Source organism: Thiocystis violacea, from assembly GCF_016583565.1.
In the GTDB taxonomy this organism is placed as follows: Bacteria; Pseudomonadota; Gammaproteobacteria; order Chromatiales; family Chromatiaceae; genus Thiorhodococcus; species Thiorhodococcus violaceus_A.
In genome coordinates, this window is record NZ_NRRF01000015.1 from 46,287 (window position 1) to 70,834 (window position 24,548).

The 24,548-nt window shown below is 65.7% G+C and carries 24 protein-coding genes; 2 read left to right on the forward strand and 22 right to left on the reverse strand.

Annotation, left to right across the window (positions count from 1 at the left end; all coding sequences use genetic code 11):
* Positions 1–150: 150 nt before the first annotated feature.
* The 6 genes from hisS to CKO23_RS08790 all read right to left on the reverse strand — a co-directional run bounded on the left by hisS (position 151) and on the right by CKO23_RS08790 (position 5,825).
* Positions 151–1,413 carry a histidine--tRNA ligase gene (gene hisS, locus CKO23_RS08765; RefSeq protein WP_200330107.1) on the reverse strand — a complete coding sequence of 421 codons (1,263 nt, stop codon included), beginning with the start codon at positions 1,411–1,413 and terminating at the stop codon, positions 151–153.
* Positions 1,414–1,519: 106 nt separating this feature from the next.
* Positions 1,520–2,563: a RodZ domain-containing protein gene (locus CKO23_RS08770; RefSeq protein WP_200330109.1), complete on the reverse strand. Its 1,044-nt coding sequence runs from the start codon at positions 2,561–2,563 to the stop codon at positions 1,520–1,522.
* 6 nt (positions 2,564–2,569) lie between these two features.
* Complete coding sequence (pilW, locus tag CKO23_RS08775; RefSeq protein WP_200330111.1) at positions 2,570–3,361, reverse strand: type IV pilus biogenesis/stability protein PilW; 792 nt, start codon at positions 3,359–3,361, stop codon at positions 2,570–2,572.
* Positions 3,358–4,452, reverse strand: a complete 1,095-nt coding sequence (gene rlmN, locus CKO23_RS08780) for a 23S rRNA (adenine(2503)-C(2))-methyltransferase RlmN (RefSeq protein WP_200330113.1) — start codon at positions 4,450–4,452, stop codon at positions 3,358–3,360. The genes pilW and rlmN overlap by 4 nt, the downstream gene beginning before the upstream one ends.
* 17 nt (positions 4,453–4,469) lie before the next feature.
* Positions 4,470–4,898 carry a nucleoside-diphosphate kinase gene (gene ndk, locus CKO23_RS08785; RefSeq protein WP_200330115.1) on the reverse strand — a complete coding sequence of 143 codons (429 nt, stop codon included), beginning with the start codon at positions 4,896–4,898 and terminating at the stop codon, positions 4,470–4,472.
* Positions 4,899–5,330: 432 nt separating this feature from the next.
* Complete coding sequence (locus tag CKO23_RS08790) at positions 5,331–5,825, reverse strand: TlpA family protein disulfide reductase (protein WP_200330116.1); 495 nt, start codon at positions 5,823–5,825, stop codon at positions 5,331–5,333.
* Between the two features lie 210 nt (positions 5,826–6,035).
* On the opposite strand from CKO23_RS08790, the gene CKO23_RS08795 reads away from it, so the two are divergent.
* Positions 6,036–6,989, forward strand: a complete 954-nt coding sequence (locus tag CKO23_RS08795) for an acetyltransferase (protein WP_200330118.1) — start codon at positions 6,036–6,038, stop codon at positions 6,987–6,989.
* 124 nt (positions 6,990–7,113) lie between these two features.
* Here the strand turns inward: CKO23_RS08795 and CKO23_RS08800 are convergent, their stop codons facing one another.
* The 5 genes from CKO23_RS08800 to CKO23_RS08820 all read right to left on the reverse strand — a co-directional run bounded on the left by CKO23_RS08800 (position 7,114) and on the right by CKO23_RS08820 (position 13,773).
* Positions 7,114–7,704, reverse strand: a complete 591-nt coding sequence (locus CKO23_RS08800; protein ID WP_200330120.1) for a L,D-transpeptidase — start codon at positions 7,702–7,704, stop codon at positions 7,114–7,116.
* A gap of 27 nt (positions 7,705–7,731) precedes the next feature.
* Complete coding sequence (locus CKO23_RS08805; RefSeq protein WP_200330122.1) at positions 7,732–9,000, reverse strand: alpha-amylase family glycosyl hydrolase; 1,269 nt, start codon at positions 8,998–9,000, stop codon at positions 7,732–7,734.
* Positions 9,001–9,137: 137 nt separating this feature from the next.
* Positions 9,138–11,219 carry a glycogen synthase GlgA gene (gene glgA / locus CKO23_RS08810; RefSeq protein ID WP_200330124.1) on the reverse strand — a complete coding sequence of 694 codons (2,082 nt, stop codon included), beginning with the start codon at positions 11,217–11,219 and terminating at the stop codon, positions 9,138–9,140.
* A 161-nt stretch (positions 11,220–11,380) separates the two neighbouring features.
* Positions 11,381–13,225 carry an Hsp70 family protein gene (locus tag CKO23_RS08815; RefSeq protein ID WP_200330126.1) on the reverse strand — a complete coding sequence of 615 codons (1,845 nt, stop codon included), beginning with the start codon at positions 13,223–13,225 and terminating at the stop codon, positions 11,381–11,383.
* Positions 13,222–13,773 carry a DUF2760 domain-containing protein gene (locus tag CKO23_RS08820; RefSeq protein WP_200330128.1) on the reverse strand — a complete coding sequence of 184 codons (552 nt, stop codon included), beginning with the start codon at positions 13,771–13,773 and terminating at the stop codon, positions 13,222–13,224. Before CKO23_RS08820 ends, CKO23_RS08815 begins: the two co-directional genes overlap by 4 nt.
* A gap of 285 nt (positions 13,774–14,058) precedes the next feature.
* On the opposite strand from CKO23_RS08820, the gene CKO23_RS08825 reads away from it, so the two are divergent.
* Positions 14,059–14,256 carry a DUF2934 domain-containing protein gene (locus tag CKO23_RS08825; protein ID WP_242482311.1) on the forward strand — a complete coding sequence of 66 codons (198 nt, stop codon included), beginning with the start codon at positions 14,059–14,061 and terminating at the stop codon, positions 14,254–14,256.
* Between the two features lie 437 nt (positions 14,257–14,693).
* Here the strand turns inward: CKO23_RS08825 and CKO23_RS08830 are convergent, their stop codons facing one another.
* The 11 genes from CKO23_RS08830 to nifE form a co-directional block, all read right to left on the reverse strand.
* Positions 14,694–15,317: a flavin prenyltransferase UbiX gene (locus CKO23_RS08830; RefSeq protein WP_200330132.1), complete on the reverse strand. Its 624-nt coding sequence runs from the start codon at positions 15,315–15,317 to the stop codon at positions 14,694–14,696.
* 60 nt (positions 15,318–15,377) lie between these two features.
* A complete protein-coding gene (mpl, locus tag CKO23_RS08835; protein WP_200330134.1) occupies positions 15,378–16,742 on the reverse strand; it encodes a UDP-N-acetylmuramate:L-alanyl-gamma-D-glutamyl-meso-diaminopimelate ligase in 1,365 nt (454 codons plus the stop codon).
* Between the two features lie 68 nt (positions 16,743–16,810).
* Positions 16,811–17,326 carry a hypothetical protein gene (locus CKO23_RS08840; RefSeq protein WP_200330136.1) on the reverse strand — a complete coding sequence of 172 codons (516 nt, stop codon included), beginning with the start codon at positions 17,324–17,326 and terminating at the stop codon, positions 16,811–16,813.
* 205 nt (positions 17,327–17,531) lie between these two features.
* Positions 17,532–19,058, reverse strand: coding sequence for an apolipoprotein N-acyltransferase (gene lnt / locus CKO23_RS08845; RefSeq protein WP_200330138.1), 1,527 nt, complete (start codon positions 19,056–19,058; stop codon positions 17,532–17,534).
* Between the two features lie 283 nt (positions 19,059–19,341).
* Complete coding sequence (fdxB, locus tag CKO23_RS08850) at positions 19,342–19,650, reverse strand: ferredoxin III, nif-specific (RefSeq protein ID WP_200330140.1); 309 nt, start codon at positions 19,648–19,650, stop codon at positions 19,342–19,344.
* A gap of 128 nt (positions 19,651–19,778) precedes the next feature.
* Positions 19,779–19,997, reverse strand: a complete 219-nt coding sequence (locus tag CKO23_RS08855; RefSeq protein ID WP_200330142.1) for a CCE_0567 family metalloprotein — start codon at positions 19,995–19,997, stop codon at positions 19,779–19,781.
* Positions 19,998–20,073: 76 nt separating this feature from the next.
* Positions 20,074–20,547: a NifX-associated nitrogen fixation protein gene (locus tag CKO23_RS08860; RefSeq protein ID WP_200330144.1), complete on the reverse strand. Its 474-nt coding sequence runs from the start codon at positions 20,545–20,547 to the stop codon at positions 20,074–20,076.
* A 57-nt stretch (positions 20,548–20,604) separates the two neighbouring features.
* Positions 20,605–21,096, reverse strand: coding sequence for a SoxR reducing system RseC family protein (locus CKO23_RS08865; protein WP_200330146.1), 492 nt, complete (start codon positions 21,094–21,096; stop codon positions 20,605–20,607).
* The gene (locus CKO23_RS08870) at positions 21,084–21,515 is read right to left on the reverse strand and encodes a NifB/NifX family molybdenum-iron cluster-binding protein (RefSeq protein WP_242482312.1); all 432 of its coding nucleotides are present in this window, start codon (positions 21,513–21,515) and stop codon (positions 21,084–21,086) included. The genes CKO23_RS08865 and CKO23_RS08870 overlap by 13 nt, the downstream gene beginning before the upstream one ends.
* A 123-nt stretch (positions 21,516–21,638) precedes the next feature.
* The gene (gene nifN / locus CKO23_RS08875) at positions 21,639–23,036 is read right to left on the reverse strand and encodes a nitrogenase iron-molybdenum cofactor biosynthesis protein NifN (protein ID WP_200330150.1); all 1,398 of its coding nucleotides are present in this window, start codon (positions 23,034–23,036) and stop codon (positions 21,639–21,641) included.
* The gene (gene nifE / locus CKO23_RS08880) at positions 23,029–24,492 is read right to left on the reverse strand and encodes a nitrogenase iron-molybdenum cofactor biosynthesis protein NifE (protein WP_242482313.1); all 1,464 of its coding nucleotides are present in this window, start codon (positions 24,490–24,492) and stop codon (positions 23,029–23,031) included. Before nifE ends, nifN begins: the two co-directional genes overlap by 8 nt.
* Positions 24,493–24,548 lie beyond the last annotated feature (56 nt).

Here is a 24,548-nt window from a genome sequence, read left to right on the forward strand (position 1 = left end):
GATCGCGCTCGCGGCCTGGCAGAGGCTGGCCGCGATGTCGCGCACTCTATAGAGGGTTTGTTGGAAACGCCAATGGAATCAGCGTATCCCGTACTTTTGTCGGCGTTCTGTGCCTTGGGTTAGCGCGCTTGGGACGCGCCAGCGGTGGCGTCAGATATTCGCCGCGAGAAAGGCGACCAGCTCGTCCAGTCTCAGCGCTCGTTGCTCGACGTCTTGGCGCAGGTCTTTCACGCCAACGACCTCGCGTGCGACCTCCTCGTCTCCCACGATGAGCGCGAAGCGGGCACCGCTCTTGTCGGCCTTCTTGAACTGGCTCTTGAAGCTGCCGCCGCCGCAGTGGGTGATGAGGCGCAGCGCCGGGACAGCATCGCGCAGTCGCTCGCTCATGCCTGGCGCCGCTCGCTGGGCATGCTCGCCCACGGCGACGAAATAGGCATCGACCGTCGGCTCGATCGCCTGGCCAGGCTGCTGCATCAGCTCGACCAGACGCTCGATGCCCATGGCGAAGCCCACCGCGGGCGTAGGGCGACCGCCGAGCTGCTCGACCAGGCCGTCGTACCGGCCCCCGGCACACACCGTCCCTTGGGCGCCCAGTTCATCGGTGATCCACTCGAAGACGGTGCGGTTGTAGTAGTCCAGCCCGCGCACCAGCCGCGGGTTGATCTGGTAGGCGACGCCCGCCTCCGCGAGGCTGCTGCAGATCTGCTCGAAGTGGCGGCGTGTCTCGTCGCCAAGGCAGTCCGCGAGGGAGGGCGCATCCGCCACGATCTGCTGCGTCTGCGGGTTCTTGGAGTCCAGGATGCGCAGCGGATTGGTTTGCAGGCGTCGCTGGCTATCGGCGTCCAGCGCATCCAGGTGGCCTTGCAGATAGTCCACCAACCGCTCGCGATAGGCCTGGCGCTCGCCCTGATCGCCCAGGGTGTTGATCTCCAGCCGGAACCGTTCGAAGCCCAGTTGGCGCCAGAGCCGAGCGGTGAGCAGGATGACCTCCAGATCGATGTCCGGCCCCGGGAGGCCGAAGACCTCGACGCCGATCTGGTGGAACTGCCGGTATCGCCCGCGCTGCGGACGCTCATAGCGGAACATGGGGCCGCGGTACCAGAGGCGCTGGGGTTGCGCCAGCAGGCCATGCTCGACGGCGGCGCGCACACAGCTCGCCGTCCCCTCGGGCCGCAGGCTGAGGCCGTCGCCGTTGCGATCCTCGAAGCTGTACATCTCCTTTTCGACGATGTCGGTGACCTCGCCGATGGAGCGTTTGAACAGCTCGGTGACCTCGACCAGTGGCGTGCGGATCTCGCTATAGCCGTAGCTGGAGAGCACCTGCCTTGCGGCATCTTCCAGACGGTGCCAAAAGGCGATTCGGTCCGGGAGGATGTCGTGCATCCCCCGGATGGCTTGGATGTTCTTGCTCATGAGTGGCGGACAGGGATGGCGGCCATGGCCGCGTGGACCCGGGTGATCATTCGTGGAACCAGGTGATCATGTGTTGACCCAGGTGATCATTAGTTGACCCAAGTCATCATTCAGTCTCTGCCTTGGGGTCTAGGGAGAACCGGGCTACGTTTCCCTGGGCGCGGCTGCCGAGATCCAAGGGTTTGTCTCCCACCAGCAGCTGGGTGGCGGCGGCATTGCCGATCACCAGTTTATAGGGCGGTTCTCCGGTCAGGACGCGGCGGTCTCCCGCGCGCATCTCGCCATTCAGGACCACCTCGCCGGCGGCGTCGCGCACGTCGACCCAGGAGGTCCCGCTGAACTGGAGTACCACCTCTTGCGACACGGGCGCTTGCGCGGGCGCGGGCTCAGCCGCGGGCGGCGTTCCCGTGGGGAGGCTCTCGGCGGGGATGATCCCGCTGGCGCTGGTGGCCGCTGCTGTGTCGGTCGTCTCGGTCGTCACGCCCGTGGTCGCGGGCGTCGAGGGTATCGGGCGCCGCAAGGGAATGGCGTCGGGAGGCACGGCGACCGTCGAGCCGAAGGAGTCGACTGGCGCCGCTGTCTCGGCCTCGCCGGATTCGGCCAGTGGCGCGTTCGCGGAGGTTGCGGTCTCATCCGACGCGCCTGTCGCGCTCTGATCCGCGTCCAGCAGGAGGCTGTCGGAGGCGCTCGGCTGCAGCGCGCTCATGTCGGCGTCCACGGCGCCGCGCCCCTGCCACCAGAGGGCGGCCGCCCCGACCGCCGCGCCCGCCAGCAGGATGCTGAGGCCCCAGATCCAGATGCCGCCGCTGCGCGCGGGCTTCTTGGGGGGCTGGCGCTGTACGGTTCGTGCGATGGGTGCGTCCTGCTCCGGGCTCAGGGAGCGGTAGGCGTCGATGATGGGATTGGGGTCTGCTCCGAGCAGACGCGCATAGTTTCTCAGGTAGCCGGCAACGAAGACGGGGCTCGGCAGCTCGTCGAGCTGATCGCTCTCCAGGGCTTCGACGACACTGCGTTCGAGATGGAGCTGCGCGGCGACCCGCTCGATCTCCATGCCGCGCGACTGGCGCAGCGCCCGCAGTCGTCCGCCTGGGCTCGCGGCGAATGCGCCTGGATTCTGATCATCGGACTGCATGTTCGTCGGTTGGCTCATGGCAGCTCAGTTTCCTGCGGGTCGCGAGGTTTTCGGGGTTTGCGGATAGTTCGCTGCCAACACCTTTTCATAATAGGCAGCGCGCTTGCGGTTGCCGAGCTTGCGCTCGGCCTGGGCGCCGACCTCGAGTGCGGTGTAGGACACGCTGGCCGTGCGCGCGGTCTCGGGCTTGAAGTAGCGGTCGATGTAGTCTTTCGCGGTCTTTGCATCGCCGCGCTTCATCGCCAACTCCGCCAATTTGACCAGGGGCGCGCCGAAGGCCGCGTTCGCTTGCATGGCAGACCTGTAGTAGGTCTCGGCCTTGGTGGTGTTGCCGGCATCCACGGCGCAATTGCCCGCATTGGTCATGGCGATCCAGGGTGTCGTATAGACGGGGTTCTCGGTGGCCTTGGCGAAGTAGGTGTCGGCCTCCGCGTACTTGCGCTGCTTGCACAGAAAAGAGGCGTAGGCGTTCAGGATGTCCGAGTTGTTCGGGGCGAGCTTGACGGCGCGCTCATAGTGTTTCGATGCCTCGTCGGGCTGGCGCAGCTCCTCCAGCAGGAAGGCGAGCCAGATCTGCGCCCGCGGATACTTGTCATCGGCCTCGATCGCCTGCTGGGCGCGTCGGAAGGCGACCTCGGTTTGGCCGCGCTTGTAGTACTCCTCCGCCATCTTGACGTAGAGCTCGGCCGGACTGGCCTCGGGTTCGAGCCCGAGCGCCTCGTCGGACTTCTGATACGCCTTCTCCCCGCCGCAGGCTGCAAGCGCCAGGCAGAGACCAAAGACGATCGGCAGGCGTTGATCGAAGCATTTGCTCATGGAGCCACCATTCTACCGTGCTCGACCAGGATGCGTCCGAGTCGGCGTGTGCGATCCTCGACGCGACCGACCAATTGTCCGCAGGCGGCCGAGATTTCGTCGCCGCGGGTCTTGCGTGTCATCGCGAAGATACCAGAACGCACGAGCCGCTGGCGAAAGGTCTCGATGCGATCCGCCGGCGAGGTGCCGAAGTCGCTCCCGGTGAAGGGGTTGAAGGGGATGAGGTTGACCTTGGACGGCACCCCTTCGAGCAAACGGATCAACTGCTTGGCATGCATCAGGCTGTCGTTGACGCCATCCAGCATGATGTATTCCCAGGTGACCTTGCGGCGTTTGTCGTTGGCGACATAGGCCTTGCAGGCCGGCATCAGCTCGGCGAGCGGGTACTTGAGGTTGATCGGCACCAGCGTATCACGCAGCGCGTCGTTCGGTGCGTGCAGGGAAACGGCGAGCGAGACGTCGCTGACCTCGCGCAGCCGGTAGATGTTCGGGACGATCCCCGAGGTGCTCAGGGTGACGCGGTGCTTGGCCAGCATGTAGGCCAAGTCGTCCTGCATGATGTCCATGGCCTTGACCACGGCATCGAAGTTCGCGAGTGGTTCGCCCATGCCCATCATGACGACGTTCGTCGGCGGGACGTCGAGCTGGCGGGCGGCGTGCCAGACCTGGCCGATGATCTCCGCGACGCTCAGGTTGCGGTTGAAGCCCTGCTGGGCCGTCGCGCAGAAGGCGCAGTTGAGCGCGCAACCCACCTGGGAGGAGACGCAGATGGTGCTGCGCTTGCCCTCTGGAATGTAGACGGTCTCGATGCGCTGACCGTCATCCAGCTCCATCACCCATTTGGTGGTTCCGTCCGCCGAGGGGTGGTCCTGGATGATTCGCGGGAGTCGGATCTGCGTGCGCTCGCGCAGCGCGGCGCGCAGCGTCTTGGGGACATCGGTCATGGCGTCGAAATCGACGACACCATGTTTGTGCATCCACTTGAAGAGGTTGCGCCCATGAAAGGTCTTGAAACCAAGCTCCGCCACCAGTGCCTCGCAGTCGGCGAGGTCCAGGTCGATGAGGTTGGGCTTGGTCTCGGTCGTTGTCATGGGCGTCTCTCTGGCGTTTAGCGGGTGCGCTCGCAAACGCCTTCCGGGAAGAAGAAGTGGATCTCGACCGCGGCATTCTCGGGCGCGTCGGAGCCGTGCGCGGCGTTCTCGGTGAAGGAGTCCGCGAAGTCGGCGCGAATGGTGCCGGGCGCGGCCTGGGCGGGATTGGTGGCGCCCATGATCTCGCGGTTCTTGGCGATGGCGTCTTCGCCTTCCAGGACCTGGACCATGACTGGACCCGAGATCATGAAATCGACCAGTTCATCGAAGAAGGGCTTGCCCTGGTGCACGCCGTAGAAGGCGGATGCCTGCTCTTTGCTCATGTGCAGCATGCGAGCGGCGACGATGCGCAGGCCGGCGGCCTCGAAACGGCTCAGGATGGCGCCGATGGCATCCTTGGCGACGGCGTTGGGTTTGATGATGGAGAGGGTGCGCTCAATGGCCATGCTGGCTCCTGAATAGGGCGTTGATAGGGGTAAGGGCGTTGAAAGCGATCGGGTGGTTGAAAGAGATCGAGTCGTCGAAACGGGTGTCGGCAGGAGAACCCTTCGGCGCGGGCTCGATGCGCGCCGGCGGGATCGTCGACTTCGACAATAGGCTAACCCACAAGTGTATAGGCAGCGACTTGGGCGAGCAATGGCGCGCGTGTCATTCGCGCTCGGGCGCTCGCGGCCTGTCCGGTCGCTCCGGTTGTCTGCTCGTCCTCAAGAGCTTGGCCATGGCGCCAGCTCCGCCCGCGTTGGCCCTGGGTGTCGATCCAGAGATGCGGCAGACCGAGCGCGCGCAGCCATTCGGCGCCGCGTGCGCCTTGCTCGGGGCCGATGGATCAATTGCAGCTCAGGATCGGCAGCCTGGGTCTCGATGGCATCTGCTGGCCCTCAAGGTTGCGAGAGCAGCGTCTCGACTTGAGCGCGGACCTTGGTCGCGTCTCCCGACTCGAAGCCCTCGTGGATGTCGTGGATCCGGCCCGAGCGATCGATGAGATAGGATGTCGGCATGCCCTTGACCTTGTAGAGGCGCGGGCACTTGCCCTCGGGGTCTGCGCCGATGGTGAAGGTCACCGGGTGCTTGGCGAGGAAGCCTTCGGCATCCCGAGTCTCTTCGTCCAGGTTGATGGCGACGACCTCGAGTCCACGGCTCTTCAGATCGCGGTGCATCTGCTCGATGAAGGGAAACGACTTCGCGCAGGGGACGCACCAGGAGGCCCAGAAGTCCAGATAGACGACCTTGCCGGGCAGCGCGGCGGGGTCGACATGGGCATCTCCGGAGAGGGTCGGCACGGCGCAGCCAGGGGCGGCTGATCCGACATCCGCCGCCTGAACGCCGGTCCAGCCCAGCGCGAGCAAGAATGGGAGCGAATGCGTGAGTGTCATGGGACGTCCCTCGGCGTGAGAATGGGGCTGAACGGGTGCGACGGCGCGCGGGTGGACCCCCCGACGTCTTCCATGAGCGCGCAACGGCCGACTGGCTTGGGCCCTCATTCTAACGAAGAATCACAGTCACGCGAGACTGGCGGCGGCTTGGCCTGATCGCCACCTTTCATTCAATGGTCAAATCATTCAATGGTCGATTCGGGAGATGCGATGAGCCACTACGACGTTTTTAATGGTGACGCGGACGGGATCTGCGCCCTGCAGCAGCTACGCCTTGCGCAGCCGCTCGATGCGGTCCTGGTGACGGGCGTCAAGCGTGAGATCGACCTGCTGCGCCGCGTTCCAGACGAGGCGGGCGCCGCCATCACCGTGCTCGACGTCTCTCTGGACAAGAACCGCAATGACCTGGAGCGGTTACTTGCCGCGGGTGCCAGCGTCCGCTACTTCGACCATCACTTTCCGGGTGACATCCCCACGGCTACGGCCTTGGACGTGCATATCGAGACGCTCCCGGACAAGGGAACCAGCCTGCTCGTCGACGACTACCTGAACGGCAGTCAACGGGCCTGGGCCGTGGTCGGCACCTTCGGCGACAACTTCGACCGGTCCGCGCGGCGCGCGGCCGAGCCCTTGGGCTTGCCCGAGTCGGATATCGCCAAGCTGCGCGACCTTGGCATCTACATCAACTACAACGGCTACGGTCCCACGGTCGAGGATCTGCACTTTCCGCCGGACGACCTCTACCGGCGGTTGCAACCCTATGCCGACCCGCTCGCCTTCATCGCGGATGACCCCGCCTTTGCAGCGCTGCGCGACGGCTACACCGAGGACATGGAGAGATCGCGGGCGATCGCCCCAGCGTTGAATGATGCCGGCCATCGTCTCTTCATCCTCCCGGCGGAGCCCTGGGCGCGCCGTGCCAGCGGTGTGCTCGCGAACGAGCTGGCGCAGGCCGAGCCCGAGAAGGCGCACGCCATCCTCACGCGCCTTCCGGCCGGTGGATTCCTGGTCAGCGTGCGCGCGCCCATCGCCCGGCCCGACGGCGCCGACCTCTTGTGCCGCCAGTTCCCAACCGGCGGCGGACGCAAGGCGGCGGCGGGCATCAATGATCTGCCGGAGGACAGCTACGCTGGCTTCGTGGACGCCTTTCGGCGCGCGTTCTGAGCCGCTAGACGTACAGAGCGCGGCGGCCTCGAACCGCTTCATCGTTTCGTCGCGCTCATGGCCTGTTCAGTGTCACTTGCTCAAGGCTGCAGGCTGGAGGCATCCCCGTGTAGCCCCCATCGATCTACTTCGCCACGATCACCGGATCGCCGATCTTCATGGTCTCGAAGAGGAAGCGCGCGTCCTTCTCCCCGAGCCTGATGCAGCCATGGGAGTCCGGATAGCCGGGCAGCCAGCCTTCGTGGAGGAAGTAGTTGCCGTGGAACTGCAGGGAATAGGGCATCCAGGCCTGCATGCCGAGCTGGTTGGTGTAGCGGCTCGAGACTTTGTCCTTGTCCTTGCTGAGGACGGCGAACTGACCGGTCGGGGTCGGGTACCCCTGAGCGCCGGAGGAGATGGGGCCGACCCTGACGACCTGGTCGTCTTCGGCATAGGTGAATGCCTGCTGGTTGAGGGAGATGGTCAGCTTGCGGGTCTTGGCGGCGTCCGCCGATTCGGTCGCGGCGTCGGATTCGGGACTCGATGATGCGCCATCGGCTGTCTCGGCGGTCTGCTCATCCGTCTGCGTCGGTTGCGTCTCCCCACTTGGCGCGTCGGTGGTCTTGGGTTCGGGGGCAGGTCGGTCGCCGATGGACTCTGTTGGTGTGTGGGCACAGGCGGTGAGCAGGATGCTGATGCAGCCTAGCGTGGTGACTCTCGCAAGAATGCCTGGCATCTGGATGGTGTTCCTCGATGGGTCGCCTCAGGGCGTGGTGACCAGGATCCGACCCATGCCGGGGCCAAGCTCGAACTCGAAGGGTGTCGGCAGAAAGTCCATCGGCCATTCCGGGGAGGCGTCGATGAGCGGTCCCGGTGTCCGGATGTGGCGGTAGAGATCCTCGACGTAGAGGTGCTGGCGGTTCCAGGGGTCCTTGTTGAGGGCAAGCAGGGCTTCGCCTTTGCCGGCCGGATGCTTCTTGTGGAGCAGCAGGACGGCGGGGTTCGACGCGTCCAGCCGCTCGATAGGCCCCTCGCTCTGGAAGACGGGATAGGTGTCTTTGATCCTATTGATCTGGGCGATGTAGTGGGTGAGGTCGATATTGATCCCCTCCCATTGATCGGGCTGCGTGTTGACCACGTCGAGCCGGCTGCGAAAGCCATACTCGAAACCGATGGGGATCATGACGCCCGCGGAGAAGAGCGCGGAGAAGAGATAGCGCTGGCGCATGGCGTTGGCATTGTCGCCCGTCTCGCAGTAGAGCCGCTCGGTGTCGTGGCTTTCCGGGAAGCTGATGGAGGGGACGACCTCCCGGGTCAGGTCGTATTGCTTGAGGAGCCAGTCACCGTTGAAATCCCACCATTTGGAGCTGTTGAAGATGGCGTCGAAGCCGGCGCCCGCGGTGGCGAGGGTCTGCTCCGGCGAGCAGCCGAGGGTCTCGGCGACGAAGACCGTGTCTGGATGGCGCTTGCGCACGCCCTCGATCAGGCGACGCCAGATGTCTTGCGGGATCTGGTAAGCGGCGTCGCAGCGGAAGCCGCGGAAGCCCAGGCCGACCAAGTACTCGATCAGCTCGAGGCAGTATTGCACCAATCCCTCGCGATCTGGTGAGTCCTCGTAGTCGAACTGGGCCAGGTCGTACCAGATGACCTTGTTCCCATCCGCCTCGACGCAGAAGGGATTGGCGACCTTGCCGCCGTGGCGGACGAACCATTCCGGGTGCTGTTTGACGAGATTGGAATCGATGGCGCAGTGGTTGATGACGAGGTCAATCATCATGGACAGGCCGTGCGCCTGTGCCTCCTTGACCATGGCGCGAACCTGATTCTCGGAGGATAGGCGCGCGCGCGGCTTCAGGAGGTCCTTGTTGATCGAGAAGTAGTCGGCGATGGAGTAGAGGCTGGCGGAGCGACCCGGTTGCTGGATGGGGTTGACGAATACCCAGTCGAAACCCATCAGGGCGGCCCGTTGGAGGTGCGGCCCCCAATCCGCGAAGGGGCCGGCGAGACGCGGAAAGAGGTTATAGATCTTCATTGGAACGCTGTTGTCCTTGCCGCGGTGATCGCGGCCCCTACCAGGTGGGAAGGTCGGAAGCTGTGCGTCGCCCGGTCGGGTCGGACCGCGGCGCGCAGCCATGATTGAAGGTTAGAGTTCGCGAGCGCGGCGATCGTTCAACTGTCCCGGATGTAGTCGTAGATGTTCAGGTAATCCTGACCCGGCCGGTTCCAGGAATAGTCCGTCCGCATGGCGTTGCCGATCAACTCGCGGAAATGCTCGGGGAAATCGTTGTAGCAGGCAATGGCCCTTCCAAGCGCCGATTCCAAACCACGGTTGTCGTAGTTGTCGAAGACATAGCCGTTGCGCTCGTTCATGGGCCGCGACGAGTGGTCTTTATCGAAAACCGTATCCGCGAGTCCGCCGACGGCTCGAACCACCGGGATGGTGCCATAGCGTAGCGAGATTAGCTGAGTCAGGCCGCAGGGCTCGAACTGGCTCGGCACTAGCATCATATCCGCGCCCGCATAGATGAGGTGGGACAGATCTTCGTCGAAACCGATCTCCAGGTGACAGTCCGGGCTGTCGTTGAGCATCTGCTTCAGGCCCCAGAAGTCGGCATTGATCCGCTCGTCCGGGCTCGATCCCAACAGCACGAACTGAGCGCCGCGTTCCAAGGTGTAGAAGATGGCATGGCGCACCAGGTCCAGGCCCTTCTGCGGATCCAGTCGGCCGATGAAGGCGACCATGGCCTTTTCATTGTCCGCGAGCATCAGCCGATGGCGCAGCGCGCGCTTGTTGTCGTATTTGCGATCGATGGAATCCAGGCCGTAGTGGACCGGGATGTGCCGGTCGAGCTCGGGGTTCCAGGCTTCGTAGTCGACGCCATTCACGACGCCGCCGTACTTGATCTGGTGGGTGTGAAGCGTCGGCTCCAGACCGAAGCCCTGCCCCTGATCCTTGGTCTCGAAGGCGTAGCGCGGTGACACCGTGGTGACGAAATTGGAGTAGACGATGCCGCCCTTGAGCAGGTTGATCGCTTGCGGATAGCGGGCGTCGCCCAGGCGGGTGTGGTCGAGGTAGCGCTCGGGGGGATGCAGGCCGGCTGCCCGCAGTGCCTCGGCTCCGGTAACACCCTGGTGGGCGAAGTTGTGAATCGTCAGGCAGACCCGCGGATGCATCATGCCGAGACGCTGGTACATCTCGAAGAGGAACACGGGCACCAGGGCGGTCTGCCAGTCGTGGCAATGGATGATGTCCGGGTGCTTGCCGGCCTTCCAGAGGAACTCGATCGCGGCGCGCGAGAAGAAGGCGTATCTCAGGACATCGTCGCGGAAGCCATAGATGCCGCCTCGATTGAAGAAGTTGTCCTGCGAATGCGGCTCGATGAAGAAGCATTTGCGTCCGTGCACGAAGCCGAAAAACACCGTGCAGTGCACGGCGCCGTCATACCAGGGTACCCAGAGATCCTGATAGACCTCGTGCAGATCGTAGATCTGGTCGTAGCGCATCGAGGCGTACTTGGGCAGCACGATCTCGACATGATTGCCGCGAATCGCCAGCTCCCGCGAGAGACCAAAGACGACGTCCGCGAGTCCGCCGACCTTGGCGACGCCCGCCAGCTCGGGCGTGATGTGCACGATGAAGAGGCTGGGTCGCGACGGAGCCGGTGGCGGCTCGGGCGGCGGCTCATGCACGACCTCCGGCTCCGGCTCCGGCTCGGGTGCGCTGGGCGGCGCTGTTGTCTCGGCTGGCTCTTCGGGTTGCTCGGGCTCCGCTGTCGCGGCGATTGGCTGCTCGGGCTTGGCCTCGGGCTCGATTGTCACGAGTGGCTGCTGCGCGGTGGTTTCGGCCACCTCGGGCGGGGCCTCGGTTGGTGCGATGGCTGGCGCGTCCGAGGCGCGCGCGGGTGTCTCCTGGCGCGGCATCGACTGCGGCTGTGTCATCGCGACGTCCGCTGGCCGCTCCGGCTCGGGCGCCTGCTTCGGTGCCTGCCGCGCGTTGGCGGTTCCCGCGCGAGCGCGCGCTGGGGGTGCCTCCGGCGCCTTGTGCGGCTTGGTCTTCTTGATGACCGGAGTCGATTGGACGCCGCCGGTCGCCAGGTCCGCCTTGGTCACGGGTTGCGCCTTGGCCTCCGCGGCGGTCGAGACCTTCGCTTTCCTGGGCGCGGAGGTTGTCTTGGCCTCGCTGTCGACCTTCTTCGTCGTGCGCACGGGCGCCGCTGGCGCCTCTTTCGGTCCAGTTGGCTTTTTCGCCATTCGCAGATGTCCTAAAAGGCTTCGGTGTCAGGGAGCCAGGTGACTCATCGGCTCCAATTCTGCCACGAAGCGCGCTGGGGGTCTCCGGCTATCTCTGTCGCTTCGGGCGATTGGGCGGGTCGCGCAAGAGGTCGATCCTGGCGTCGGGAGGCCCGGCGACACTAGGCGTGCATCCCTCGCGTGTTGAAGGTGACGTTCCAATGCTCGTCTCCGCCATCCACCGGAAGAGCCGTCAGCTCCAGGGTGCCGACTTCGGTGACGGCCGCTTGGAGCCGGACCGCGACGACTTCGCCGGGCTTGCGGTTGCGACCCGTCAGCGTGGTTTGGATGTCATCGAGTTCTTCCAACTCGTCCTCGCCCCATTCCTCCAGGAGTTCGCCGACCTGGTCCTCGCGGCGGACGCTGGAGCTGAAAAAGCGGAAACGCACGGGCTCGCCGACCACGAGACCGAACTCCTGCGGCGGCGCGACGGGCTCCGACCCTTCCTCAAGCCCGAAGGGTACGAGGCAGAGCGCCTGCAGCTCGGGCTCCATTCCCGGCACGGCGGGCATGGCGCTCTCGACGCCGACGTAATAGGTGTGCGAGGTGCCGCCGCGGATGCGCACGCCGCCATGGCGACGGACGTGAGCATAGAAGGCCGCGCCCTTGGAGACGGCCAGGTCCAGGTCGCGCGCCTCGAGCAGCCTGGCCGCCGGCGCGCCGTCCGCTTCCAGCCATTGATTGATGACCGTCAAGACCCGTTCCTGGAGGATCCGGGCCTTGAAGACGCCGCCGTTGAAGAGGACGGCGGTGGGTCTCAGGAAGCTCGCGTCCAGGGGTTGGTCGACGAATCCGGACAGATCTTGAGTGGCGCCCGTCTGGCGACCCAGGAAGGCGGCCAGGTGACGGGTGACGGCCGGATCCTGGGCATAGGGCAGGCCAACCTTGGTCAGCGCGCCGCGCGGGCGACTGGCCGGCCGGCTGCTGGCCTCGACCGCTGGGAAGAAACCCTCGATCAGCGTGGTCTGGACCTCCTCTCGGGTCAGTTCCGTGCGGATGCTGCCGCCGATGAGCCGCGAGCCCCGGCTGGGCACCACCACGGGGATGCGCTCCAGCTCCGCCTCCGCGAGCAGCGACTCCTTCGCCTGGCGGCAGCCATGGGTGAGCGCCTGGAGCTGCCAGCGGTCGAGCTCGACGCCGGTCTGCGCGAGCTTGCCCTTGAGGATGTAGGCGAGCGCCAGGTCCATGTTGTCGCCGCCGAGCAGGATGTGCTCGCCCACGGCGACGCGTGTCAGCTCCAGTGCGCCGTCGTTCTCGGTGACGGCGATGAGGGACAGGTCCGTGGTGCCGCCGCCCAGGTCCACCACCAGGATGACATCGCCGACGCGGACCTGGTTGCGCCAGTCGCCGCGGCTGTCGTTGACCCAGCTGTAGAGGGCGGCTTGAGGCTCTTCGAGCAGGACCAGGTGCTCGATCCCGATCGCCTTGGCCGCCTCGGCGGTCAGCTCGCGCGCGGCGGGATCGAAGGAGGCGGGCACCGTGACCGTGACCTCCTGGCGGTCCAGCGGGTCGTAGGGGTGCACCCCGTTCCAGGCATTTCGCAGATGCGCCAGGTAGTGGATGCTCGCCTCGAAGGGCGAGAGCTGGGGGATCTCCGCGGGCGCGCCGGCGGGCAGGATGGCGGCCTTGCGGTCGACGTCGGGATGGCACAGCCAGCTCTTGGCGCTGGAGACCAGGCGAATGGGCGTCATGCTGCCCTGCTTGCGCGCCAGCTCACCGCAGATGCGGGCGGTGTCGCTCTCCCAGGGCAGGCCCAGGTCGCTGGCCTTGAATTCGTCTTGATGCGGCAGGTAGAGGAACGAGGGCAGCAGCGGGCGCGTCTCGACCGCGCCGGGCGAGACCAGCTGCGGGACGGAGAGCATCCCCTGCACGATGTTCTCGCCCTCGCTCTTGTCCGATTCCACGAAGGAGAGCGCGCAGTGGGTGGTCCCGAGGTCGATGCCGACGGCAAAACGCGGTGCGCTCACAGCTCCACCTCCGCGGCGGCGAGGATCTGAAGGTCATGCCCGCTGGTGACCTTGGGTAGCCGGATCTCGACGACGCGCCAACCGCGATGGACGAGGGCGCCGGTGAAGGGTGGGTTGCCGACGACATTGCCGGTCGGCCGCACGGAGGCGGCGTCGAAGCCAGGTTGCAGGGTGACGCGGCTGCCCTCGGGCTCGTCGCGGACGGGGGCGATCGTGAGGTAGTCCTGTAGCACCTTCTGGCACCCCTGGTGGACCACGCGCGCCGCGGCGCCGACCTCCTGGTCGGAGTAGTCCTTGACGTTCTCCTGCAGGAAGTCGATCAGGCGGCCCTCTTTCTGCAAGAGTCCGAGCAGCAGCAGCGCGGCATCCGGGCTCGCGCTCGCCAAGGGGGCGACCGCCGGTGCCGCTGGCCGCGCGGCGGCGGGAGCCGTTCCCGCCTTGAGCAGCGAGTCGATGGATCGCGCCAGCTCGGGATCCTTGAAGATCCGCCGAAAGCTGCCGAAGGCGATGCTGGCCCTTCGAAGAAAGGACGGCGCCGATGATGACATGGACGAGTTCCTCATCATTGGAAATGTGAATCCGGGGTGGTTGAACGCTGGGGTGATTGAACGCTGGGTGCGGAAGTCGCGGGGATCGGCGCCTGAAACGCTGAGTCTTGCGCGGCCTGTTCGGTTGCATGCAGTCTGGGCGCTATTGTAAGGCCCCGCGTCCGGCATGCCATAATCAGTCGCATCCAGCGGTGCCCGACCGCGTTGAGCCCACGGCCATCATCCTAGTCTCCCGACATGACACCCGAGATCCACACCGAACCGAGCCCCCGGCAACGTCGCGAAATGATTGCCATTGCTGCCTACTATCTGGCCGAGCACCGGGGATTTGCGCCGGGCGGCGCGGATCAGGATTGGCTCGATGCCGAGCGGACCGTCGACGCCATGATCGCGAGCAAACTGCTCTCGCGGACCACGCAAACCGATGCCGGGCGGCGTTTGATTCGCAACGCCCTGGTCATGCCCGAGGGCGATGACGGCTGAGGGTCGGCCGACGTCACATCATCTCGTCCATGTTCGATCCTTCGCTTCTCCAGGGATCGTCGCGGCGGCAAGCCGTTCTTCTGGACACGAAACGCAAAAAAAAAGCGCGACGGGTGTCGCGCTTCAAAATAAATACCACCAAAGGAGGATGGAGGAGTGTACTGAGGCGATGTGCTTCAGTACATCAACAGTTTCTTATTTACTGGTGGTTTTGTCAACCCTGGCCCAGTGGTTTGGACGCCTAAAAACCTATCGTTAACGCCGATGGGAATGATCGGTAGCGCCTTCTTTGTGCGCAACGCCTGAGCGGGCTCGGGCGCTTCGTCATGCTGGGTGCGGCGGACCGTGCCGAGGGTGTTCGTGTACCATTGGTGTTCGCGTGTGCGGACGATCCTCTGAATCTTTGCCAAGGGTGTCCAGATGGATCCTCGTGCACCCTAGGCTCCCCAGCGCTGCGTCAGTCCGTGCTGGACCCCGAGGTGGTCGAGGACTCGAGCGGCCATGAAGTCGACGATGTCCGAGAGGCTGGAGGGATTGCCATAGAACCCCGGACTGGCGGGCATGATGACCGCGCCGCTGTTGGACAGGCGGAGCATGTTCTCCAGGTGGATGCTGGAGAAGGGCGTCTCGCGGACGACCAGGATGAGGGGGCGGCGCTCCTTGAGGGCGACATCGGCGGCGCGCTCGATCAGGGTGCTCGATAGACCGGCGGCGATGCGCCCGACCGTGCCCGTCGTGCAGGGGCAAATCACCATGGCGTCCGCCGGATTGCTGCCGCTGGCGACCGGCGCCGTCCATTGTTGGCGGCCAAAGACGCGGAGTTGTCCGTCCGCGGCCTGGAATCGGGCGCTGAAGAAACGCTCGGCCTCCGCCGGCTGAGACGGCGCCTCGATGCCGGCTTCCATGCGAAGCACGACCTGCGCCGCTTGGGAGACGAGCAGGTAGACACGGGCGCCGGATGCGATCAGACACTCGACCAGCTTGAGCCCATAGGCGGACCCGGAGGCGCCCGTGATGGCGACCGTCACGGTCTTCGGCCATGGCCTTAGCTCAGGCGACATCAGGATTCACCGCGGGTGGCGAGGGTTCGCTCAGGGCCTGCGCGCGGTTTCGTGGCGCGCTCACCCTTGGTGCCGAAGGTGCAGCGCGGTCAGGAGCTTGCCGTGAATGCCGCCGAAACCGCCGTTGCTCATCACGAGAATCTGGTCGCCGCCGCGGCTCTCGCCAACCAGGTCGTCCACGAGTGTCTCCAGGGCGTCTCGCACCCGCACCCGCTCGCCAAGCCCGGCGAAGACCGCGGCGGCGTCCCAGCCGAGATCCGGTGGCGCATAGAGATAGACCTGGTCGGCGAGGTCGAGCGAGGCCGCCAGCTCGGTATTGTGCACGCCGAGCCGCATGGTGTTCGAGCGCGGCTCCAGGACGGCGAGGATGCGCTGCTCGCCGACGCGCCGGCGCAACCCTTCGAGCGTGGTGGCGATGGCGGTCGGGTGATGGGCGAAGTCATCGAAGAGCCGGATGCCATTGACCTCGCCGCGCAGCTCCATGCGGCGCTTGACGCCCTGGAATCGGCTCAAGGCGTCGGTGCTCGCCGCGATGGGTACGCCGGCATGCCGCGCCGCGGCCACGACGGCGATGGCATTGTTGACGTTGTGCAGGCCAGTTTGCGTCCACTGGACGACGCCGACCTCCTCGCCCTTCAACAGAATGCGGAAGTGCGAGCCGTCCGGCTCGATCAGCTCCCCGGTCCAGGCGCCAGCCGCGCCGAAGGTCTCCCTGGGTGTCCAGCAGCCCATGGAGATGACCTCATCCACGGCGTCGGAGCCGGCTGGATGCACGATGAGCCCAGTGCCGGGGACGGTGCGAATCAAGTGATGGAACTGGCGCTGGATCTGTGCGAGGTCATCGAAGATGTCCGCGTGATCGAACTCCAGATTGTTGAGGATCAGGGTTCGCGGCCGGTAGTGAACGAACTTGGAGCGCTTGTCGAAAAAGGCCGTGTCGTACTCGTCCGCCTCGACGACGAAGAAGGGCGCGGAGCCCAAGCGCGCGGAGAGGCCGAAGTCCTGAGGGACGCCGCCGATCAGAAAGCCGGGATCCAGGCCCGCGTCGTCCAGCACCCAGGCGAGCATGCTGGCCGTCGTCGTCTTGCCATGCGTCCCGGAGACCGCCAGCACCCAGCGGTCGCTCAGGAGGTTGTCCCTCAGCCATTCCGGTCCCGAGCAATAGCGCAGGTCGCGGTCCAGCATGGCCTCGATCGCGGGGATGCCGCGCTTCATCGCATTCCCCACCACCACGATATCGGGCGCCGGCTCCAGATGCGCGGCGTCGTAGCCTTCCATCAGCTCGATGCCGGCGGCTTCCAGCTGCGTGCTCATGGGGGGGTAGACGTTGGCGTCCGAGCCCGTGACCCGATGGCCGAGCGAGCGCGCCAGAAGGGCGATGCCGCCCATGAAGGTACCGCAGATTCCCAGGATATGAAGGTGCATGACAGGGTCCTAGATGATGCCCGTATGCGCGCCTGCGCGCGCAGTGATCGTCGCTCTGATGGCTCGCCTCAGGCCCCGCCGAACAGGGCGGTCACGATGGTCACCGTGACGATCTCGAAGGCGACCGCGATCGCGGCACCCTGGCCGAGGGTGAGTCCGAAGGTGTGACGCAGGATGTGGCCCGTGACCACGATCCCCCAGATGACCAGGGCGAGCAGCAGGAAGGCGCCCAAGGCGGCCAGGTCGGTTTCCGCGCTGCCTGTCGGCTTCATGCTGAGGGGGATGATGGCGACGAGGCCGAGAAGGGCGCCACTGCCGAGGAGCGCCGTGGCGGATTGCGTGAAGCGTGGGCGCGCGCGCAGCTGCGTGAGTGCGGCGTAGAGCGCCGTCAGCATGATCAGAACCTCGGCGAGGCCCTGCATCAAGCTCGTCAGCCAGGGGAGCCCGGCGGCGATGCCGACCAGCACGCCAACGATCACGTCCGCGATGAGGACGATCGCCAGCAGGACATCGGATGCTGGCAAGTCTTGCGGTGGACGGCGCAGCGCGCAAAGCTCGATGAAGAAGATGATCAGGGCCTGCACAACACCATCCCAAAAGCTCAAACCTGCCGCCAATCATAACCGCCAGCGGCCATGAAAAGACAATTCTCGCGCAAAAGGATAGGTTTCGAGGTGGGCGCCGCCGCGCAAGGTTCGCTGTTCGCGCGCCTGGATTCGGCCGTTGACGACCTTGTCGGGCCGCCCAAGCAGATCGGCCGCAGTGGCGTCAGAGAGCCCAAGGCAAGGGTCATGACGCCAAGCGGTTTGCTCTTCGCCGAACGCGGCCGATCCCCACCCCGGCCAGGACCATCACGCAAGCCGTGCCGATCGGCGCCCAATTTCCGACCACGGAATAAGGCGTTGCGCCCTGCATGGGCCGCACATCCGCCTGCGCGCTGCCGCGCGCGAACGCGGGGATGGTCGCGACCACGCGCCCCTTGTCGTCGATGATCGCCGAGACACCCGTGTTGGTTGCCCGCACCAGGTAGCGCCCATTCTCCAAGGCCCGCATCCGCGAGATCTCCAGATGCTGGTGCGGTGCCAGGGAATCCCCGAACCAGGCGTCATTGCTGACGTTGATGAGATATTCGGCCTCCGGCATCGCTTGGGAGACCTCGGCTGGAAAGGCGTCCTCGTAGCAGATCGATACGCCCGCGCGGTGCTGCCCGACGTTCAGGAGGGGGCGCGCGTCCTCGCCTGGGCTGAAATCGGACATGGGTACCTCGAACAGCTGCACCAAGGGTCCCAGCCACGCCTTGAAGGGCATGAATTCGCCGAACGGCACCAGATGCCGCTTGGCATAGCGGTCATCGGCGCTGCCGATGCTCACCAGGGCGTTGTAATAGCGGCGTTTCTCCAGGTCCATGACCGGGATGCCCATGACGATCTCGGCGCCCTCCTGTCGTGCCCGCTCCGCGAGCGGGTCGATGAGCGGGGCGCGGACCTGATGGAGGAAGTCGGGCAGGGCGGTCTCGGGCCAGACGATGAGGTCCGAATCCAGGTTGTCTTTCGTCAGTTGCAGATAGGCTTCGGCGATCGTCAGCCCGGCGTCCGGAGCCCATTTGACCGATTGAGGGATATTGGCCTGGAGCACGCTCGCCTTGAGCACAGGTCCCGACGGCTGGGTCCAATCGACCCTTTGGAGCACGAGGCCGCCAGCCCAGATGAGGACGAGACCGACGCTGGCCGCGATGCGGGCGCGCCCCGGCCAGCGGATGAGGCCCCAAAGCAGTCCGCCCGAAAGGACGGCCAAGAGACTGAGTCCGTAGACGCCGATCAGGGGCGCGTATCCGGCCAAGGGGCCGTCGATCTGGGTATAGCCAAGATTGAGCCAGGGAAAACCGGTGAAGAGCCAGCCGCGCAGCCACTCGAAGAGGACGTAGAGTCCGGGAAAGAGCAACAGAGGCGCGACCCAGGAAGGGGCGCCGTCGAGACGCCGGACCAGCCATCCAGCGAGCCCGAAGTAGAGCGCCATCGCGGCGATGAAGAGCGCGGTCAACCCATGCGCCAGCCAGGCGTCCATGTTGCCGAACTCGTTCAGGCTGATCCGGATCCAGAAGACGCCGAAGCCCATGAGCCCGACGCCGAACAACCAACCGCGCCAGAATCCGGCGCGCTCCGGCGCCCTGTCCAGCGACTGGCAGAGACCGACGATGGCGACGATGGCGAGCGGGAAGAGCGAAAAGGGCGCGAAGCCGAGGACCGTGAGGGCACCACTGCCGAGCGCGATGAGCCCGGGTGCGGTAGAGCTGAGACGCGACGACTGCAGAGGCATGGGATGGATTGGCCGGGCATGGATAGGAACGGCGCCGTTTCTATCAGCCGCTGTCCGACGGGTCAAATGAAGAAATCGGTGCCTTGGTCGGACGCTGCCGGTGCGACAGGCCGAGCCGCTCGCTCGGAGCGTCGCCCTAAGGGGAATCGATCGGGGCTCGACGGGGATTCCACGGCTCAGAAGCTGGGGAGGTGGGAGCGGCGCCCCGCCGCGACGGCAGGCCATGGGCGCCGGTGCCGATCGCGCCGAGGGCGGGGCTCCCGCCAGGGGAGTGGCGTCAGGGCTAGGCGGCCATCGCGTGCGGCTCGTGCGACAGACAGCCTTTCGGACAGACGCGCGAGCAGGCTTCGCAGCCTATGCAGTCGAGCGTGTCCTTGAGGTTCATGACCATGCCCGGCGCCTCGTCGAAATCGTCATCGTCGAGATTGTCGTCGTCGAGGTCGAGGTCATCGCGGTCGATGAGCTCGAAGACGTTGCGCGGGCAGACTTTGTAGCAGCGACCGCAGCCGATGCAGTTGTTCTGGTTGAGGGCGGTTACGAAGGAGGGCGTCCACTCGAGGCCACCCCGGGTCAGTCCTGTGATGACAGACATCTCTCTTCTCCGGGTCCGAACGATCGGACTGTGTGTGTGGGTATCAGAATGTGTGTGAGTGCCAGACAGCCTGTGGGTATCCGGCCGTGTGTGGGTATCGGAATGCGCGTGGCAAGGGGCGAGACCAGCTAGGCACTCGCGGCGGCCTCTGCCGCCTTGAGCTTCTCGTTCGCCTCGGCCCACGCCTTGCAGGCGTCGTAGGTCGCCTGTGCAATGCCGGGAATCTCTTCGTAGGCGGCGGGCAGGCGATCCTCGACGAGGTCGTGCAGCTCGCTGGCCTTTTCGGATGCGATGCGCTTGGCTTTCTTGATCGCTTTTTCGAGCGCTTTCAGCTCTTCGGTTGTCATGCTTGTCTCCTTCGAGTGAGGGATCCCGACGGGCGCGACACCCAGGTGCCTGGTGTCGTGCCTCGCCCAGGATCGATCAGAGGCCGGCGACCTTCGGGTGGCTGCCGACCAGCTCCAGGGCGACGGAGAGGATCTTGTCGGCCTCGTCCTTCATCTTCGAGAGACTGGGGAAGCCGAAGCGGTGGACGTCGCGCAGGGTGCGATCCATGACGACCAGCTTGCCGACCGTGATGAGCGCGCGCCCGAAACCCTCGTGGGTCAGGTTGATCAGCGGCACGGCCATGAGGCCGCACTCGGACTCGATCATGGCCGAGATGGCGTTGTAGAAGACCTTCACGCGCGCGATCACGATCTCGTCCGGATCACCGATGATGGGGATCTCGCGCTTCTTCTCCTTGGTCAGGACGAAGGGCTCGAGCATCTCGGCGGCCGACAGGGAGTCATACTGGCCATAGGCGTCGATGGCGCGCATCTGGCGAACCATTTCGACGATGAAGACGGACTTCATGAGTCCTTCGTTCTCGATCTCGGGCGTGAGCGTTTCGGTCATGGTGGATGCCTCGAACTGTTTGGATGAATCCGCGGTCGTCGCGGAGCACGGGAATCTTCAAGCCTGTCCTGGGCCGGCCTTGCTGGGCTCCAGCCGCACCGCCGCGGCGGTGCCGGCCCTGCCCGCGAGGGTGGGGAGGTAGCGATCACGTCCCGCGACACCACCGGTGAGGCGCCCGCTCAGCCAGAGTCCGGCGCCAAGGCCCGCGAGCCCGAGCAGCGCGACCAGCCCTTCGTCCAGCTGCAGCGCGGTGGCCGCCCCGGCGGCGGCCAGGAGTGCCGTCAGCGGGAGCATGTAGGCCGTCAAGGAGGCGCGGATGAGCGTGTCGCCTTGGATCGCGATCCTGACGCGCTCGCCGGCCCGGAGGCCGACGGGATCATGGATGCGCAGGCGTGTGTGGCCCTTGCGAAAGAGTTTCGACAGGCTCCCGGTTCCGCAGCTGTCCGCGCTGCCGCACTGGCCGCAGGCGGAACGCCGCTCGGCCTCGACCCAGGCGAAGCCGTCCTCGATCGCGATGACGGTGGCGGTCTCTTCGATTACTCGGTCCATCCCTCGGCCTCCATCGCGTCGAAGCGCTTGGCATGGTCGGCGCTCTGGTTCTCGATGGCGCGCGCCAGCCAGGCACTCGGACCCTCGCGGATCTCCGTCTGCAGCGAGCAGATCGCGTGCTTCAGCGGGGTGCCCGTCGCGACCTTGACCGGCTGGATGCCCTTGGGGCGCAGCTGGTTCACGGCGGAGGCGCCGATGGCCTGGCAGTAGACGGCGATGCAGCCGCTCAGTGCGCCGATCTTGGCGGCGAGCTTGTCCTCGTTGCCGTCCATGTCGAGCTGGCCGAACTGGATGGCCTCGACCAGGTTCGCCGTGCCTTCGTCGATGCTGTAGATCGCGAAGGCCTCGGCGGCGCCAAAGTGCTGATCGATGTGTTTCATGTCGGAGGTCGCGAAGGCGACTTTCACCGATGTGCCCATGCTTCTTGCCTCGCTGCAGCCGTTGAGGATGCGTAGTCGTCGTTCCACTGTCATGGGGCTTCCCGATGTCGTTGGGGCGGGTGCGAAACTCGGATCGATGGGTTTCGCTGCGCTCCACCCACCCTAGGCGGCGTGCTTGACGCCCGCGGCGCGCTCGTTGTCCGGCCATTGCTTGAGCGTGGAGCGGTAGGGATGGATCTCTCCCTTCTCGAGCGTCAGCAGGAGGTTGGCCAGATCGAAGAGCGCGGCCTTGGTGCCCTGGTAGCCGATCCAGGTCCGCTGGAATCCGCCGAGCCTGTCGTATTGCGGAAACCCGGCGCGCAGCAGCGGAATGCCCAGCCGCTCGCCGGTGTGGACCCCATGCGAATTGGTGATCAGAAGCTCCGCCTTGCCGGCGCGGGCGGCGATCTCCAGGTCCTCCAGATCGCCGATCTTGACCTGGTCGCAGACGACGTTCTGGAGCGCGGGTGCGTTGGACGGGCTGACTGCGGCGACGGTCTCCGCACCGAAGCCGGCGAGCATCTGACTCAGGCCGACCAAGAGATCCGGGTCGGCGGCGATGGCGACGCGCGACATGCCGAGCATGAAGTGGCAGTCGAGCATGGCGTCCTGCAGCTGGGCGCGCTCGCGCTCGATCTTCGGCGGGACCGGAACCGCGGCGATGTCCGCCAGCGTCGCGATCAGACCGTCGACCGCATCCAGACCCATGAGGTGATCGAATCGGTAGTCCGCAACCCCGGTGCGTGCCTTGAGGCTGTCCGCGGCGGCATGCATCGAGGCGCCGACCACCAGGGTGGCGATGGCATCGCCCAGGGTCGCCATCTCGGAGACCAGGGCGCCGCCGATGGTCAGTGGGCTGTAGTCCGCCTCGGGCAGATGGCCGTCGAGTGAGTCCGAGAGGTCCGGGAGCACGACCGGGCGTAGCCCGAACAGCTCGATGGTGTCCTTCAGATGCTCCAGGTCGCCCGGCGTGAGGTGCGAGCCGGCGATGACGTTGACCTGACGGCGGCGGCGTCCGGGCTCGGTGCCGGCCTCCGCGGCGGTCGGGACCAGGGTCTCGATGATGGCGCGGGTCGCGTCGGCATAGCCCGACTCCATGGAGCCGGTGAAGTCCGGCGTCGAGACCGGGATGACCGGGATGTGGTCGAACTGCGGATAGGTTTGGCGGAAGACGCGCACCGCCATCCGGATGTCCGCGCCCTGGGTCTCGACGAGGCCGGTGGTCGGCACGCCGATCAGATCCGGCGAGTTCTTCTCGCAGATGGTTTTGAGTCCTTCGATGACGAAGTCCTGTGTGCCCATGATGGCGCTGACCTGGTCGATCGCCGTGGTCTGCAGCGGGATGGGCTCGCGGAAGTGGCGCACGAAGAAGATCTTGCCGAAGGCCGTGCAGCCCTGAGACCCATGCAGCATGGGGATGGCGCGGCGGAAGCCGAGAAAGGCGAGGGCGGCGCCGACGGTCGAGCTGGCCTTGAGCGGGCTGACCGAGAGGGCCTTTTTGCGTTTGATGATCTCAGGCATGGCTGGCCTCCACGGCGACGGGCGCGACTTCGTCGGTCTCGACCGCTGCGACGGCGACCGGTTCTTGCTCGGGCTGGACGGTTTGCGCCCAGGGCGCGGGACGGCGCACGGCCTCCCAGATCGGGCTCTCGATGGTCAGGCACAGCTGCTTGGCCAGTTCGAGCATGCCCTCGTAGCCGGCGTAGCCGAATTCGCGCTCCTGATTGATATCCAGGAAGGGGATGCGCGCCTTGAGCGCGGTGTACATGTTGCGGCCGCCGGCGATGAGGATGTCGACGCCGTTGTTGCGCACGATGTCGATCAGGGTGCGCGGATTGCCTTCGTCGAGCATCACGGCGTCTTCGCCCATGAGTTCGCGGATGCGCGCCTTGTCTTCCTCGGTCGACTTGCGGGTGCCGGTGGCGACCACGGTCATGCCGAGATCCTGGAGCGCGGAGATGACCGACCAGGACTTCACGCCGCCGGTGTAGAGCAGCACCTTGCGACCCTTGAGGCGCTGACGCCAGGGCTCCAGCGCCGCCTGCATGCGGGCCTCTTCACGGGCGATCAGCGCCTCGGTGCGCGCGCTCAGATCCGGATCGTCGATGATGCGGGCGAAATCGCGCAGGGCCTGGGAGACGTCCTGAACGCCGTAGAAGCTGCCTTCGAACCAGGGCGTGCCGAAGCTCTCCTGAAGCTTGCGGGCGACGTTTACCATGGCCTTGGAGCAGACCATCATGTTGACCTCCGAGCGGTGCATGGTCTGCACCTCGCGGAAGCGGGCGTCGCCGGAGAGGGTGCAGAGCACGCGCAGCCCCAGCTCGTCGAAGAGTGGCAGCACGCGCCACAGCTCGCCGGCGATGTTGTACTCGCCGACCAGGCAGATGTCGTGGACTTTGAAGCCGTCCCTTTCGATGCCTTCCGGAATCGGGTCGGGCTCGCGCGCGCCGCAGACGTACTTGACCATGGACTCGCCGGCGATGCGGTTGCCCAGGTTCTTGGTGCCGTAGAAGCCGGCGGCGTCGATCGGGACGACGGGCGTGCCCCAGCGTTCTTGCGCCTCTCTGCAGACCGACTCGATATCGTCGCCGGTCAGGGCGGGCACGCAGGTGTTGTAGACGAAGACGGCGGCCGGCTGGTAGGCGTCGATCGCCTGCTTGATGGAGTGGAAGAGACGCTTCTCGCCGCGTCCCATGATGACGTCCTGCTCGGTGAGGTCCGTCGTCATGCCGATCTTGTAGAGGGCGGGACCGGTCGAGCGGGCGCCGCGGTTGTCCCAGGAGTTGCCGGCGCAGGCGATGGAGCCATGCACGATATGGGCGACATCTCCGATCGGCAGCAGCGCGATCTGTGCCCCGTCGAAGGCGCAGCCGCCGGCCGTCGCGCCCGGCTTGGGCTTGGCGCAGCCAGACTTGGCCTTCTTGTTGTGCGCACAGGCCGGCTCGTCGAGCAGGGCGGAGATGTCTTTTTGCTTCATGCAAGGCTCCCGAGGCAATGTTTGGGAGTCTTGATGCAGAGCTTATGCCATTTTTC